At 45.4% G+C, this 14,590-nt stretch carries 15 protein-coding genes; all 15 read left to right on the top strand.

Annotation, left to right across the window (positions count from 1 at the left end):
- The first annotated feature begins 212 nt into the window (after positions 1–212).
- The 15 genes from lgt to trxB all read left to right on the top strand — a co-directional run bounded on the left by lgt (position 213) and on the right by trxB (position 14,269).
- Positions 213–1,028: a prolipoprotein diacylglyceryl transferase gene (gene lgt / locus NCCP133_RS09965; protein WP_264804783.1), complete on the top strand. Its 816-nt coding sequence runs from the start codon at positions 213–215 to the stop codon at positions 1,026–1,028.
- A gap of 28 nt (positions 1,029–1,056) precedes the next feature.
- Positions 1,057–2,004: a nucleoside recognition domain-containing protein gene (locus tag NCCP133_RS09960; protein WP_264804782.1), complete on the top strand. Its 948-nt coding sequence runs from the start codon at positions 1,057–1,059 to the stop codon at positions 2,002–2,004.
- Positions 1,994–2,641 (top strand): pyrophosphatase PpaX, encoded by a 648-nt coding sequence (gene ppaX / locus NCCP133_RS09955; RefSeq protein WP_264804780.1) that lies wholly within the window; start codon positions 1,994–1,996, stop codon positions 2,639–2,641. The genes NCCP133_RS09960 and ppaX overlap by 11 nt, the downstream gene beginning before the upstream one ends.
- The gene (locus NCCP133_RS09950; RefSeq protein ID WP_264804779.1) at positions 2,638–3,180 is read left to right on the top strand and encodes an acyltransferase; all 543 of its coding nucleotides are present in this window, start codon (positions 2,638–2,640) and stop codon (positions 3,178–3,180) included. Before ppaX ends, NCCP133_RS09950 begins: the two co-directional genes overlap by 4 nt.
- Positions 3,181–3,657: 477 nt before the next feature.
- Positions 3,658–4,842, top strand: coding sequence for an ATP phosphoribosyltransferase regulatory subunit (locus tag NCCP133_RS09945; RefSeq protein WP_264804778.1), 1,185 nt, complete (start codon positions 3,658–3,660; stop codon positions 4,840–4,842).
- The gene (gene hisG, locus NCCP133_RS09940) at positions 4,839–5,483 is read left to right on the top strand and encodes an ATP phosphoribosyltransferase (protein WP_264804776.1); all 645 of its coding nucleotides are present in this window, start codon (positions 4,839–4,841) and stop codon (positions 5,481–5,483) included. Before NCCP133_RS09945 ends, hisG begins: the two co-directional genes overlap by 4 nt.
- A gap of 163 nt (positions 5,484–5,646) precedes the next feature.
- Positions 5,647–6,918 (top strand): histidinol dehydrogenase, encoded by a 1,272-nt coding sequence (hisD, locus tag NCCP133_RS09935; RefSeq protein WP_264804775.1) that lies wholly within the window; start codon positions 5,647–5,649, stop codon positions 6,916–6,918.
- Positions 6,919–6,932: 14 nt separating this feature from the next.
- Complete coding sequence (hisB, locus tag NCCP133_RS09930) at positions 6,933–7,520, top strand: imidazoleglycerol-phosphate dehydratase HisB (protein ID WP_264804774.1); 588 nt, start codon at positions 6,933–6,935, stop codon at positions 7,518–7,520.
- Positions 7,521–8,159 carry an imidazole glycerol phosphate synthase subunit HisH gene (gene hisH / locus NCCP133_RS09925; protein WP_264804773.1) on the top strand — a complete coding sequence of 213 codons (639 nt, stop codon included), beginning with the start codon at positions 7,521–7,523 and terminating at the stop codon, positions 8,157–8,159.
- Positions 8,156–8,893: a 1-(5-phosphoribosyl)-5-[(5-phosphoribosylamino)methylideneamino]imidazole-4-carboxamide isomerase gene (gene hisA / locus NCCP133_RS09920; protein WP_264804772.1), complete on the top strand. Its 738-nt coding sequence runs from the start codon at positions 8,156–8,158 to the stop codon at positions 8,891–8,893. Before hisH ends, hisA begins: the two co-directional genes overlap by 4 nt.
- On the top strand, positions 8,887–9,645 hold the full coding sequence (gene hisF, locus NCCP133_RS09915) for an imidazole glycerol phosphate synthase subunit HisF (protein ID WP_264804771.1): 759 nt from the start codon (positions 8,887–8,889) through the stop codon (positions 9,643–9,645). The genes hisA and hisF overlap by 7 nt, the downstream gene beginning before the upstream one ends.
- Positions 9,642–10,286, top strand: coding sequence for a bifunctional phosphoribosyl-AMP cyclohydrolase/phosphoribosyl-ATP diphosphatase HisIE (hisIE, locus tag NCCP133_RS09910; protein WP_264804770.1), 645 nt, complete (start codon positions 9,642–9,644; stop codon positions 10,284–10,286). Before hisF ends, hisIE begins: the two co-directional genes overlap by 4 nt.
- 244 nt (positions 10,287–10,530) lie before the next feature.
- On the top strand, positions 10,531–11,544 hold the full coding sequence (locus NCCP133_RS09905) for a nuclease-related domain-containing protein (protein WP_264804769.1): 1,014 nt from the start codon (positions 10,531–10,533) through the stop codon (positions 11,542–11,544).
- A gap of 135 nt (positions 11,545–11,679) precedes the next feature.
- Positions 11,680–13,179, top strand: coding sequence for a tetratricopeptide repeat protein (locus NCCP133_RS09900; protein ID WP_264804768.1), 1,500 nt, complete (start codon positions 11,680–11,682; stop codon positions 13,177–13,179).
- 139 nt (positions 13,180–13,318) lie between these two features.
- A complete protein-coding gene (gene trxB, locus NCCP133_RS09895) occupies positions 13,319–14,269 on the top strand; it encodes a thioredoxin-disulfide reductase (protein WP_264804767.1) in 951 nt (316 codons plus the stop codon).
- The last annotated feature ends 321 nt before the right edge of the window (positions 14,270–14,590 follow it).

Here is a 14,590-nt window from a genome sequence, read left to right as displayed (position 1 = left end):
AGATTGTGCAGGATTCAATCAAACGTTTGATTGAAACTTGATAAACGGTGTCCTGATAGGAGTTACAGCCTCTATAAATAAAGGAAGCAAAATTACAGATTAAGTTTAGCTGCAGCACCTGCCTCCCTCGAGGGGCCGGGGGTTGCCAAAGGGAAAGCTTCTTGGCAGGTTCCGAAGGTGTTTGTGCTTTTTGATGAGAAGGAGAAGTGATCATGGAAAACAATATTCAGCCGCTTGATCCGATTGCTATATCCCTTGGGCCGATTCAAGTCCACTGGTATGGTCTCATTATTGGGATCGGCATTGCACTAGCGCTTATTATTGCAATGAGGGAAGGGGAAAGAAGAGGACTTCCCAAAGATATTTTTGCCGATTTAATGTTGTGGGCGATTCCCATTGCGATTATTTCAGCCCGGATTTATTATGTTATCTTCCAATGGGATTTTTACTCGCAGAATCCAGGTGAGATTATAAAAATATGGAATGGCGGAATTGCCATTCATGGAGCCTTGATTGGATCTGTCATTACGGCTTATGTTTTTGCGAAAAAGAAAAAAGTTTCATTTTGGCAGCTTGCTGATGTTGCCGCTCCAAGCATCATCTTAGGGCAGGCAATCGGCCGTTGGGGAAACTTTATGAATCAGGAAGCGCACGGCAGGGAGGTCAGCCGCGCCTTTTTGGAAAACATGCAGCTGCCTGAATTCATTATTAACCAAATGTATATTAACGGAGCCTATTATCATCCGACATTTTTATATGAGTCGATTTGGAATATAATTGGGTTTATCATCCTTATATTATTAAGAAGAGCAAATTTGAGGCGCGGGGAGCTTTTCCTCACCTATGTGATCTGGTATTCCATCGGCCGTTTCTTTGTTGAAGGTCTTCGGACGGACAGCCTGATGCTTACGGACACATTAAGAATCGCGCAGACGATTTCAGTTGCTCTCATCATTGTCGCGCTGGCCCTTATTTTCTACAGAAGAAAAAAAGGCCAGGCAGAAGTCCGGTATTTGGATCAAGCATAGAGAATAGAAAGAACAAGGGAGAGTAGAGATGCTGGTTGAATCATCCAAACGGGGGCTGATGGCCGGCCTAAAGACAACATGGACGCTTGGAAAAGTCATTTTCCCTGTCACGCTGATCGTGGCGCTGCTGCAGCATACGCCAGTGCTTCCATGGGTTATAAAGCTGATCACGCCTCTTATGAATCTGATTGGGCTGTCTGGAGATGCAGCCATACCGCTTGTTTTGGGGAATTTTTTGAATTTATATGCCGGAATCGGAGCGATTTTAACGCTTGATCTCACGGTAAAAGAGGTATTTATAATCGCAGTCATGCTGTCTTTTTCGCATAATATGCTGATTGAGACAGGAGTTGCCCTGAAGGTTGGCGTCAAGCTGTGGGTTGTGCTTGCTGTAAGGTTCGGCCTTGCGTTAGTAAGCGCGATTGTCATTAATCTTGTCTGGCAAGGCGGATCTGAAACGGCTCAATACGGGTTTATCCCGGTAAAAGAAGAGCAGGCCTCCGGTTTAGTGCCGATCCTGCTGGATGCACTGCAAACGGCTCTGCTTGGAATTTTTCAGCTTGCGATCATTGTTATACCGTTAATGGTCATGATTCAAATCCTAAAAGACAAACAATGGCTTGCTCTTTTCTCAAAATGGATGGCGCCAGCCACAAGAGCGCTAGGCATGAAAGAAAATACGTCCACGACGCTTGCAGCCGGATTGGTGTTCGGCCTTGCCTACGGGGCGGGCGTCATGATCCAGGCTGTCCAGGAAGATGGCGTCAGCAAAAAAGATGTAACGATCGCATTCGTGTTCCTCGTTGCCTGCCACGCAGTCGTGGAGGATACGCTAATCTTTGTGCCGCTGGGCATTCCGGTATTGCCGCTCCTGCTGATCCGCCTGGGTGTGGCAATAGTCCTGACTCTGCTCGTCGCAATGATTTGGAACCGTGCTGATCTGGCTAAAAGAAAGGAAGCAACCTATGAGCATTAACACTATTTTATTTGATTTAGATGGAACACTAATTGACACAAACGAATTGATTATTTCTTCATTTTTGCATACGCTCGGAAAATATTATCCTGAGCGCTACAAGCGGGAAGATGTTCTTCCGTTCATGGGGCCGACGCTTCATGAAACATTTGAGTCCATCAGCCCAGAAAAAGTGGAGGAAATGATAACGGTTTACCGGGAGTACAATATTAAAAACCACGATGTGCTTGTGAAGGAATTTGAAGGCGTGTTTGAAACCGTACGGACTTTAAAAGAATCCGGCTACAAGCTTGGAATAGTGACAACGAAGGTTTCAAATGTCGTTGAAAAGGGTTTGAAATTGACAAACCTGGATCCGTTCTTTGATGTCGTTGTCACACTCGATGACGTTGAAAAGCCGAAACCGGATCCGGAGCCGATTTTAAAGGCATTGGAATTATTAGATGCAAAGCCGGAGGAAGCCATTATGGTCGGCGATAACTCACATGATATTGAAGGGGGGAAAAACGCCGGCACGAAAACGGCAGGTGTGGCCTGGACAGCAAAGGGCCGCGAGTTTCTGGCGCGCTTTGAACCGGACTATATGCTCGATAATATGGCTGACCTGCTGGATATCCTCGAGGCAGAGAAACAATGAGGAAAACGGAGCGATACCAGGTCGAGGGCGGTAATTCTCTTTGGCATGTGTATAAAACCGTTCCGTTTTGGAAGGTTGTAAAAAACTTTGCGGTGATTCAGCTGGCGCGCTATACGCCATTTCTGGGCATGAAGAACTGGCTCTACAGGACTTTTTTGCGAATGAAGGTTGGCGATCAAACCTCCTTCGCGCTTATGGTCATGCTGGATGTCATGTTTCCTGAAAAAATCAGTGTAGGCCGAAACACGGTCATCGGCTACAACACCACAATCCTCGCACATGAGTACCTGATTAAAGAATACCGGCTCGGCCCGGTTGAAATTGGCAGTGAAGTTATGATCGGCGCCAATTCAACCATTCTGCCGGGCATTACGATCGGAGATGGCGCCATTGTCTCGGCTGGAACGCTCGTCCATAAAGATGTTCCGCCCGGAGCCTTCGTCGGCGGCAACCCGATGCGTGTGATCTATACAAAAGAAGAACTATCCGCTCGCTGGGCGGCAGACCCGATCTATGGAAAAAAAACTCCGCAGGCTTAAGCTTGCGGAGTTTTTTTCCTAAACCGCGCCAGAACAAGGAGTGGGGCATATCAGCTTGCCAAAGATGCCATTGGGCAGCTGAATTGTGTTAGATGTTAGATAAATTTAACGTACTTCCGAAAGAAGTCTCCCTCTTCAAGCGTGTGAAAGGTGAAGCCCAATGGTAAGGGGGAGATGAATTTCGGTTGGGCGATAGCCCAAATCAAAATGTGCTAGCTAATAGTCGTTCTCAGGTTACACTGTCCTGCCAGCTGCAAAAATAACTATTTATTCAAATAACCTTCCATCTATATGTACAAACTATGTAAAAAACTCCTTTTCCAATCAAAAAGGAGCCTTTTTTCTGCCCGAACCCTTTTTTCTGCACCTTTTGGTTGACGGCATCGGGTTTGCGCGTTACACTACATATAACTTCAATTTGCTACCATATTAGCGAACTAAAGGATTCGGAATTTTTTATTCAGAGAGGTGAATACGTTGAGCCGATTATTTATGTTTGAAAAGCCATTAGGCATGAGAGATACATTACCTGATTTATATGAAAGAAAAGCAGCAGTCCGATCATCCATTCAAGAGGAAATGAAGCGCTGGGGCTTTCAGTTTATTGAAACGCCGGCACTTGAATATTACGAAACGGTTGGAGCAGCATCTGCAATTCTCGACCAGCAGCTGTTCAAGCTCCTTGATCAGCAGGGACATACCCTCGTCCTGCGTCCGGATATGACAGCGCCGATCGCAAGGGTTGCGGCATCACGCCTACTAAAAGATGAGCTGCCGATCCGGCTGGCTTATTCCGCAAATGTGTACCGCGCTCAGCAGCGGGAAGGCGGCCGCCCGGCAGAATTTGAACAGATCGGCGTTGAATGCATTGGGGACCATACGATCAGTGCGGATGGAGAAGGAATGGCGCTGATGATTTCAGCTTTAAAGGAAGCAGGACTCCAAAACTTTCAGCTCTCTGTCGGCCATATCGGATTCGTCCGGAACTTTTTCCAGCAGATTTTAGGAACAGAAGAAAGAGTTGAAAACTTAGCGAGATTTCTTTATGAAAAGAATTATGTGGGCTATAGGGAACATGTAAAAAGCCTGGCCCTTTCATCCATAGATAAACAAAGGCTGCTCGGCTTCCTCAAATTAAGAGGCGGGGAAGAAGTCATTGAGCTTGCTTACGGACTCCTTGAAAACGGCACCGGCAAAAAAGCCCTTTCAGAGCTGCAGCAGCTGTGGGGCATCATGCAGGATTACGGCCAGGAGGATACAGTCAGGTTTGACTTAACACTTGTTAGCCATATGAGCTACTACACTGGCATTCTTTTTGAAGTATACGCAGGCAATGTCGGTTTCCCAATCGGAAATGGCGGGCGTTATGATCTGCTGCTTCAAAAATTCGGAAAAGACACCGGAGCAACCGGATTTGCGATCCGTCTGGACCGCTTGCTCGAAGCACTTGGAGACAGCCCAGCAGCAGAGCCAGTGTACTGCATTTTATACAGCCCGGAGCGCCGCAAAGAAGCATTCGAACTTGCGAAGAATAAACGCGCTTCCGGAAAGAAAGTGGTTCTTCAGGATATCAGCGGTGTAAAAGACCTGGATGCCTGCACGAACCAGTATGAGGATGTTACCTTTTTAGTCGGAAAAGCTGGAAAGGAGAGCGTGAAATGAGAGATGTTTTAACGATTGCGATGCCCAAAGGCCGCATTTTTGAAGAAGCTGCCGAATTGCTGCGCCAGGCAGGATTTCAATTGCCGCCTGAATTTGATGATTCGCGCAAGCTGATTATTGATGTGCCGGAAGAGAAATTCCGCTTTATCCTTGCAAAGCCGATGGACGTGCCAACGTATGTGGAACACGGTGTTGCTGATCTCGGGATTGCCGGGAAAGACGTTATGCTTGAAGAAGAGCGCGATGTCTACGAGCTTCTTGATTTAAAAATAAGTGCCTGCTATCTGGCGGTTGCAGGTTTGCCAAATACAAAGCTAAATGATGTTGCCCCTAAAATTGCGACAAAATATCCTCATATTGCCGCGGCTTATTTCCGCGAGCAAGGTGAGCAGGTTGAAATCATCAAGCTGAACGGCTCGATTGAGCTGGCGCCGATGATTGGGCTTGCAGACCGGATCGTTGATATCGTATCAACAGGCCGCACGCTAAAAGAGAATGGACTTGTTGAATATGAAACCATTGTCGGCATCACATCAAGACTGATTGTCAATCCAGTCACCTACCGCATGAAAGATGAACGCATCAGCGAGCTTGTCGGCCGGCTGACAGAAGTGATTGCAGGAGAAGAAATTCGTTCGTAAAGTGAAACTTCCATCAGTGGTGAACTTTCCACTGATGGTTAGTTGAACCAATCGGGCCTTTATGGGCAGTTTATCCCCGCCAAATGTTAACGAGGCAGAGAATGAAAAATATGAGGTGGGGAGATTACTGCCCGTTAATCTGCGATAAAAGGATGTAGAACCTATGAAAATTTTAAGAGTGAATAACCAGGCTTCCATAAAGCGCTCGGTTGATAATGGAACGGAAGACCAGCGTGCAATAGTAAAAAGTATCATTGAAACGGTTCGCCAAAAGGGTGACCAGGCGGTAAAAGAGTACACGCAAAAATTCGATGGAATCGAACTTGATGATATTGCGGTAACCCAGGCTGAGATGAAAGAAGCCTACAGCCAGGTGGATGGAAAAATCCTTGAGATCATAAAAGAAGCTGCAGAGAACATCCGGGCTTTTCATGAAAAGCAGCTGCGCCCTTCCTGGATGACTACTGAAGAAAATGGCACAATCCTGGGTCAGAAAATCACCCCGCTTGATTCAGTCGGTTTGTATGTGCCAGGCGGAACGGCAGCTTATCCTTCATCCGTTCTTATGAATGTGATTCCAGCTAAGGTTGCGGGCGTCAAACGGATTGTCATTACGTCACCACCTGATAAAAAGACAGGGAAGCTGCCTCCGGCTGTTCTGGCTGCAGCGCATATCGCAGGTGCAGAAGAAATCTACAAGGTCGGCGGGGCGCAGGCAATAGCGGCCCTGGCCTATGGCACGGAGTCGATTCTGCCTGTCGATAAAATTACAGGTCCAGGGAACATTTTTGTAGCCCTCGCCAAGCGTGAAGTTTTTGGGGATGTGGATATTGATATGATTGCAGGCCCAAGTGAAATTGCGATTCTTGCAGATGAAACGGCACAGCCTGATGAGGTAGCAGCGGATCTTTTATCACAGGCAGAGCACGACCCGATGGCAAGCGCAGTGCTTGTTACACCATCGTTCGCTTTGGCAGAAGCGGTTTCAGCAGAAGTTGAACATCAGCTTGCCGAACTGCCTCGCCAAGAAATTGCCGCTGGGTCCATCAGGAATTATGGGGCCATTTATGTGGCGGAAAGCATGAATGGAGCGATTGAAACGGTTAACAGCCTCGCTCCGGAACACCTTGAAATTTTAACAGAAAGCCCAATGGAACTTCTTGGACAAATCCGCCATGCAGGTGCAATCTTCCTTGGAAGATTCAGTCCGGAGCCTGTAGGTGATTATTTCGCAGGACCCAATCACGTCCTGCCGACAAACGGAACCGCCCGATTCTCAAGTCCGCTAAACGTGGAGGATTTTCAAAAGAAATCGAGTATTCTTTTATATAGTGAAAAGGCTTTAAAAGATAATGGAGAAAAAATCGCAGCATTTGCGCGCCTGGAAGGGCTTGAAGCCCATGCCAGGTCCATTGAAACGAGACTAAGAAAATAGCTGGAGGAATAATCATGGCCAGAACTGCAGACATTTCCCGTAAAACAAACGAAACGAATATCTCACTTTCCTTCAACATAGATGGCGAAGGGAAGAGTAGCCTGGAAACAGGCGTCCCTTTTATGGCGCATATGCTTGATCTGTTCGCCAAGCACGGCCAATTCGACCTGAACATAATAGCCAATGGCGATACCGACGTGGATGATCACCATACAACTGAAGACATCGGCATCTGTCTTGGCCAAGTATTAAAAGACGCTTTGGGCGATAAAAAAGGCATCAAGCGCTATGGAAATGCTTTTGTTCCAATGGATGAAGCTCTTGCGCAGGTTGTGGTTGACTTAAGCAACCGTCCGCACTTGGAGATGCGCGCTGAATTCCCAAGCCAAAAGGTGGGTACGTTTGATACGGAGCTTGTGCATGAGTTCCTCTGGAAGCTTGCGCTCGAAGCAAGAATGAATCTTCATGTGATTGTTCACTACGGACAAAACACGCACCATATTATCGAAGCCATATTTAAGGCGCTCGCTCGTGCTCTTGATGAAGCAACAACCATCGATCCGAGGATTAAGGGAGTTCCATCAACGAAAGGGATGTTGTAAATGATCGGCATCATTGACTACGGAATGGGGAATCTGTTCAGCGTCAGCAAAGCGCTTGAACGTTTGGAGGTTCCTTACTTCCTTTCTGAAAATAAAGGTGAGCTGATGAAGGCAGAGGGCTTAATTTTACCCGGAGTCGGCTCCTTTAAAGATGCGATGTCTATTTTAAACTCGACAGGCCTTGCTGATCTGGTAAGAGAGTATGCAGATACAGGCAAGCCGCTGCTAGGCATTTGCCTTGGCATGCAGCTTTTGTTTGAAGACAGTGAAGAGAACGGTCTAACAGAAGGCCTTCAGCTGCTCCCAGGCCATGTAAGACGTTTTCCTGGCGCAACAGCCGAAGGCGAAACGTATAAGGTTCCTCATATGGGCTGGAATCGCCTTGAATTCTTACATAGCTCGCCAATTTTAAGAGGGCTTGAAGAAGAGTATGTTTATTTCGTCCACTCTTATTTTGTAGATACCGATAATAAAGAGGCAGTCATCAGCAGATGCTTGTATGATGTAGAAGTGCCGGCCGTTGTCGGAAGGGGCAAGGTGTTCGGCATGCAATTCCACCCTGAAAAAAGCGGTTCGCTCGGCATGTCGCTGCTGCGCAATTTTACCGAGCTGGTTGAAGAAAGGATGTCTGTGAAATGAGTTTTACCATCTATCCGGCAATCGATATGAGAGGCGGCAAGTGTGTCCGGCTGCTGCAGGGGGATTACGATAAGGAAACGGTTTACGGCGACTCTCCTTTTGGTATGGCCAAAAAGTTTGCGGCTGAAGGAGCGGACTGGATCCATATGGTTGACCTTGACGGCGCAAAGAACGGCAAACGTGTTAATGATCAGTATGTTATCCAGGCGGCACGCGAGCTGGAAGTCTCCGTCCAAATCGGCGGGGGAATCCGTACGGAAGAAGATATCCTTCACTATCTTGATAGTGGCGTAACCCGTGTCATTATTGGGAGCATTGCCGTTTCCAATCCCGAGTTTGCGATTGAGATGATCCGCAAGTACGGCAAAGCGATTGCTGTCGGGCTGGATGCGAAAAATGGCTATGTTGCAACACATGGCTGGCTTGAAACATCTGAAGTGAAAGCGGTGGATCTTGGGAAAAGATTTGCAGATGCCGGTGCTGAGACCTTTATTTTTACTGATATTGCAACAGACGGCATGCTTTCCGGACCTAATGTTGAAGCGGTTCGCCTGCTTGCTCAGGAAACCGGTAAAAGTGTTATTGCATCCGGTGGAGTAAGCCAGCTGTCTGATTTGGTGGAGTTGCGAGAGTATGCTTCCGAAGGAGTTGGCGGTGCCATCGTCGGAAAGGCCATTTACGAAGGGCGCTTCACAGTAGCAGAAGCCCTGAAAGAGGTGAAGGAATCATGCTGACAAAACGGATTGTTCCTTGCCTTGATGTGAAGGATGGCCGAGTTGTGAAAGGCATTCAGTTTGTTCAGCTTCGGGATGCCGGCGATCCGGTTGAGCTTGCACGATTTTATGATGAACAGGGTGCAGATGAACTGGTATTCCTTGATATTTCCGCCTCCCATGAAGGCCGGAAAACAATGGTGGAAGTCGTAAAGGCGGTTGCTTCCGAATTGGCGATTCCCTTTACAGTCGGCGGCGGAATTAACGCGCTTGAAGATATGAAGCGGATTTTGCGTGCGGGAGCCGACAAGGTTTCTCTTAATACTGCTGCAGTAAATAATCCTGATTTAATTACAGAAGGTGCGAATTTCTTTGGTTCCCAGTGCATCGTCGTTGCGATTGATGCGAAATATGATGAAGAGCTCGGTTCATGGCGTGTGTACACGCATGGAGGACGGACACAGACCGGTCGTGAAGTCATTGCCTGGGCGCGTGAGGCAGCAGAGCGCGGCGCCGGCGAAATCTTACTAACAAGCATGGATTCAGACGGAGAAAAAAAAGGCTTTGATATTAAGCTGACAAAGGCTGTCAGTGAGGCGGTTTCGGTGCCGGTTATTGCATCAGGCGGTGCCGGAAATGCCGATCACTTTGCCGAAGCGTTTATCGAAGGAAAAGCAGATGCGGCTCTGGCAGCATCGATTTTTCACTATAAAGAAACATCCGTTGCAGAAGTTAAAGCTTACATGAAGGAAAAAGGGGTGGTAGTCCGATGAATATCGAGAGCGTGAAGTTTGATGAAAAGGGATTAATCCCAGCGATAGTACAAGATTCGAAAACAAAAGAAGTTTTAACATTAGCCTACATGAACCGGGAATCCCTTATAAAATCGGTGGAAACAGGTGAAACCTGGTTCTTTAGCCGCTCCCGCAATGAACTTTGGCACAAAGGCGAGACAAGCGGAAATACGCAGAAAATCGCAGAAATGAAGCTTGATTGTGATCAGGACGCCATTGTGGTGCTGGTTGAGCCAGCTGGGCCTGCCTGCCATAAAGGGACAGTCAGCTGTTTTGAGGAAAGAGTATATGGGGAAGCGTCTGGAAGTTTATCCGATTACGAGATTCTCTATACACTTGAAAAAGTCATCAAAGAGCGTGAAAAAACACGTCCAGAAGGGGCATACACAACGTATCTTTTTGAAAAAGGCGTTGATAAAATCCTGAAAAAAGTCGGCGAAGAATCGGCAGAAGTCATCATCGCAGCTAAAAACCGTGATAAAGAAGAACTAAAATGGGAAGCAGCCGACCTGATTTATCACTTAATGGTCCTTCTTCGCGAGCAGGAAATGCCATTTAATGAAGTTTTGAAGGTATTAAATAAGCGCCATGACAAGAAAAGCGAACCGGCCTCCGAATAAGAGAGGGCGGTTTTTTTGTTTTTAATTGCTGGCCCCTGATATATCAAGGAGTGGCACATATATTTTATAAGTGGCACATAAACGCCATATAGTGATACATAAAAACGAAAAGTAGCACAGTAAAGGTCGAAAGTGGATCATAAATCGGAAAAAATGGCACATAAATCGTTCTCTTAATAAATATAAAGGTTTTTTTCCGCTTTAAACAGAATTAATAAGCAGAAATTAAATTAGGAGTGATAGCTTGATTGTTAAAAAGCGGACATTACCATTAAAAATATTAAAAAATAATGCTTTGCTTCTTCGTCTTCCTCCCGATAATTCAAACATACCGGATATTAAAACAGATCTGGCTAAAAGAATGGCAGGTTATAGAGGGGAACAGTCTTTAGATTTTCATTTAAGCAAGCTTTCGGAAAAAGATTACTACGTCTTTCATGGAGTTAGGCTTACGAACGGCAAGTATTATTTTCAAATTGACTCACTTATCCTGACAGCAAGCTTTGCTCTAATCCTGGAAGTGAAAAATTATTCGGGCGTTCTGTACTTTGATCCTGTTTGCAATCAGCTCATTCAAAGGAACGCTGCTGGTGAAGAAAAGGGCTACGCCAATCCTATTGAGCAGGCTAATCAGCAAATGAAAGAGCTTAGAAAGTGGTTTAATAAACGCAACATAAATCTTCCAATAGAATTCCTCGTTTTGATTAGCAAGCCATCTACTATTATTAAAACAGAGCCTAGTTTTGCCCGGTCTCTTCAAAAAGTTAAGCATGTTCAATTTCTCAATAGTGAAATACAAAGGTTCAGGCAATTTTATAATGAGCGATTTGACACTAAAGAATTAAGAAGAATATGCCGGCAAATTACGAAAGAACATCAGACTGAAAATTTGGATATCCTGGCTTGCTATAAAATATCTTTCTCTGAGATTAAAACCGGGATTGTTTGTCCTTCCTGCTATTCCTTACCTATGAAACGGCATTTTGCTATGTGGTATTGTCCCAAGTGTAAAACAACTGACCGGGATGCCCATTATCAGGCAGTAATAGATTTATTTCTTTTAAATAATGATGTCCCGGCATCTAATCAGGATTTTCGAGACTTTTTCAATCTATCTTCCCGTTCCATCACGGTGAAACTCCTCCATTCCCTCAATATCCCCCACACCGGCACCAACAAAGGCCGCCGCTACCACCCGCCGCCAAACTACCAGAATATTACCGATCTAAACAGCAGCACCACTAAACCACCGCAATAACCCTTTTAAAACATTCCCTCATCAAGATTTCCAATAAAAAACCCAGACTGGAAATACTATTATGATTTCAACCCTTCTCCGATGGCTTGTTCGTATGATATACTACTTTAGTTACTAACATTAATGGAGGATTTCATGAGCAAAGACTCTAAAGCTAGACACCAAAAGGGAAAACTATTGTCATTTATCCCAAATGGTGAGTACTACTTTTCCAAAGGAATTAAGGCGTACCACCGCAGGGATTTTCATAAAGCGAAAAAATACCTGATGCGTGCGATGCAGCTTGAATCGGGTGAACCGATGATTGTGGCACAGCTGGCGATTATCCATTCCGAGATGAGCGAGTATCAGGAATCGAATCAGCTGCTTCATATGATTCTTGAAGAGCTGGATGAAGATATGGTGGAATGCCATTACTTCCTCGCAAACAATTATGCTCACCTGGGTCTGTTCAAGGATGCCTATCAGCATGCAAATACGTATCTCGATTTGGATCGGGACGGAGAGTTTACGGAAGATACAGAGGATCTTTTGGATTTGCTGACGCTTGAGGCGGAAGATCTGGATGAAGAGCTGTATGAGCAGGATGATTTGATTACGAAGCAGGAACACGCGCGGGAACTGCTGGAATCCGGCCATTTTCCGAAAGCAGTTGAGATCCTGAATTCAGTTATTGATGAATATCCGCAGTACTGGTCTGCGTATAACAACCTCGCATTGGCTTATTATTACCTCGGCGAAGTTCAAAAGGCTTCCGATATATTGGAGAAGGTTCTGGAGGAAAACCCGGGCAATCTCCATGCACTATGTAATAAGCTTGTGTTTGCTTTTTATGAGCGCGACTTCAGGCAGGTTCGATTGTTAAAAGAGGCATTGAAAAAAATAAAGCCGCTTTCGATTGAACATCAGTTCAAGCTTGGTGCGACCTTTGCCTTAACAGGCGAGTACGAAGCTGCTTTTTTATGGCTGCGAAAGCTTCAGAAAAAGGGCTTTGAAGGGGACGGCCCATTCTATTATTGGCTTTCCTACTCTGCTTACTTCACTGGCCGCGAAGATTTGGCGAAGTCAGCATGGAAGAAAGCAGTTGAAATCAATCCTGATAAGGCGGGCACTGAGCCCTGGAACGATGAAAAAGTGACAAGCAGCGGGTTTGAAGATCATTATTCTTCCATCTTAAAAAAGCTGGAGAGCGACTACATGGAAGAGCGGCTATTCGGGTTGTACCTGACGTCTGTTTCCAGCAGGAAAAGTGATGTGCTGGATTCTGATGCAATTGTGCAGAACGAAAAGTTTACAGCATTGGAAAAGGAGTATCTTTCCTTTGTGCAAACAGGGCAGAAATTGCCTGCCCTGCTTCAGGCTGGCCATGAAACAGCAGAGCTATTTTATGAAAACTTTCATCCAATCGGGACAGTAGAGGCTGGCTTGTATTTAATGTGGTTCACCATCTTTGTGGAATTAACAAGCAAGCATCAGAATATAAAAAACCAAAAGGCATGGGCTGCAGCGATTGAGTATGTATGGCATAAGCTTCGAAACGAAAAGATTTCCCAATCAAAAATTGCCGGCAAATACGGCATTTCTGCCTCAACAATGGGCAAATATGTAAAATCCGTGAACGAACGCCTTCACTGAGCAGATTTTTGGACGAAACACTCCTGATTTTATAGGATAACAGTAAGAAGGTCATACTATAATATGCATATTCAAGGGCAATTATAAAAAAACTTTTCGGATATTACAGGAGAGCTGATTACTGAAGGAGTGAATCGTTGTGAGTGAAGAAAAAATCTATGATGTTATTATCGCTGGCGCAGGCCCGGCTGGTATGACAGCAGCTGTTTATACATCCCGTGCCAATCTTTCTACCCTAATGCTTGAGCGCGGTGTGCCAGGCGGACAAATGGCAAACACAGAAGAAGTTGAAAACTACCCTGGTTTTGACCATATTTTAGGGCCTGATCTATCGACAAAAATGTTTGACCATGCAAAGAAATTCGGCGCAGAATATGCGTATGGCGATATTAAAGAAGTGATTGACGGGGAAGAGTACAAGACAGTTGTGGCAGGCTCCAAACAATACAAAGCCCGTTCTGTGATTATTTCCACTGGTGCCGAGTATAAAAAGCTTGGCATTCCTGGTGAAAAAGAACTTGGCGGACGCGGCGTGTCTTATTGCGCAGTTTGTGATGGTGCATTCTTTAAAGGCAAAGAGCTAGTTGTTATCGGGGGCGGTGACTCCGCTGTTGAGGAAGGCGTCTATTTAACTCGCTTCGCATCGAAAGTCACAATTGTACACAGGCGGGATCAGCTTCGTGCGCAAGCCATCCTGCAGCAGCGTGCGTTTGATAATGATAAAATTGACTTCATTTGGAATACGACTGTGAAGGAAGTCAATGATAAGGATGGCAAAGTAGGCAGCGTTACGCTTGTGTCTGCAGAAACGGGCGAAGAAAAAGAATTTAAAGCAGACGGTGTATTCATCTACATCGGAATGGTTCCTCTATCCAAGCCGTTTGAAAGCCTTGGCATTACAAACAGCAACGGCTATATCGAAACAAATGACCGCATGGAAACAAAGGTGGAAGGCATTTTTGCTGCCGGAGACATCCGTGAAAAATCCCTGCGCCAAATCGTTACAGCTACAGGCGATGGAAGCATCGCCGCACAAAGTGCCCAGCACTATGTTGAAGAATTAATCGAAAGCCTTAAGGCGAAAAATTAAACTAAAATAGCTCGGCACATCGTCTTTCGAAAGATGTGCCGATTTTTATTTAGGAAATTTAGCCACTTGGTGCAAACTTTAACAAAAAGTCATGTTGTTTTAATTCTCCTGTAACCTTGGTGAAATAAATTTACGGTAATATAAGAATAGAAATTGACCCCCTTTTAAGATATAATCCTTTGTAAAGCACAGGCATTTGGCCTGTGCTCTTTTTTTTATTCCAGAATGTTTTTAAAGCGCTTTGAAATGACTCGGCTAAGTTTTACTGAAAATCTGTATTCATTGTGGCAGTAAGACAAAAATAGTATAATGAAAGGAATA

This window comes from Cytobacillus sp. NCCP-133 (assembly GCF_026011715.1).
In the GTDB taxonomy this organism is placed as follows: Bacteria; Bacillota; Bacilli; order Bacillales; family Cytobacillaceae; genus Cytobacillus.
This window is presented reverse-complemented; position numbering and strand designations above follow the sequence as displayed.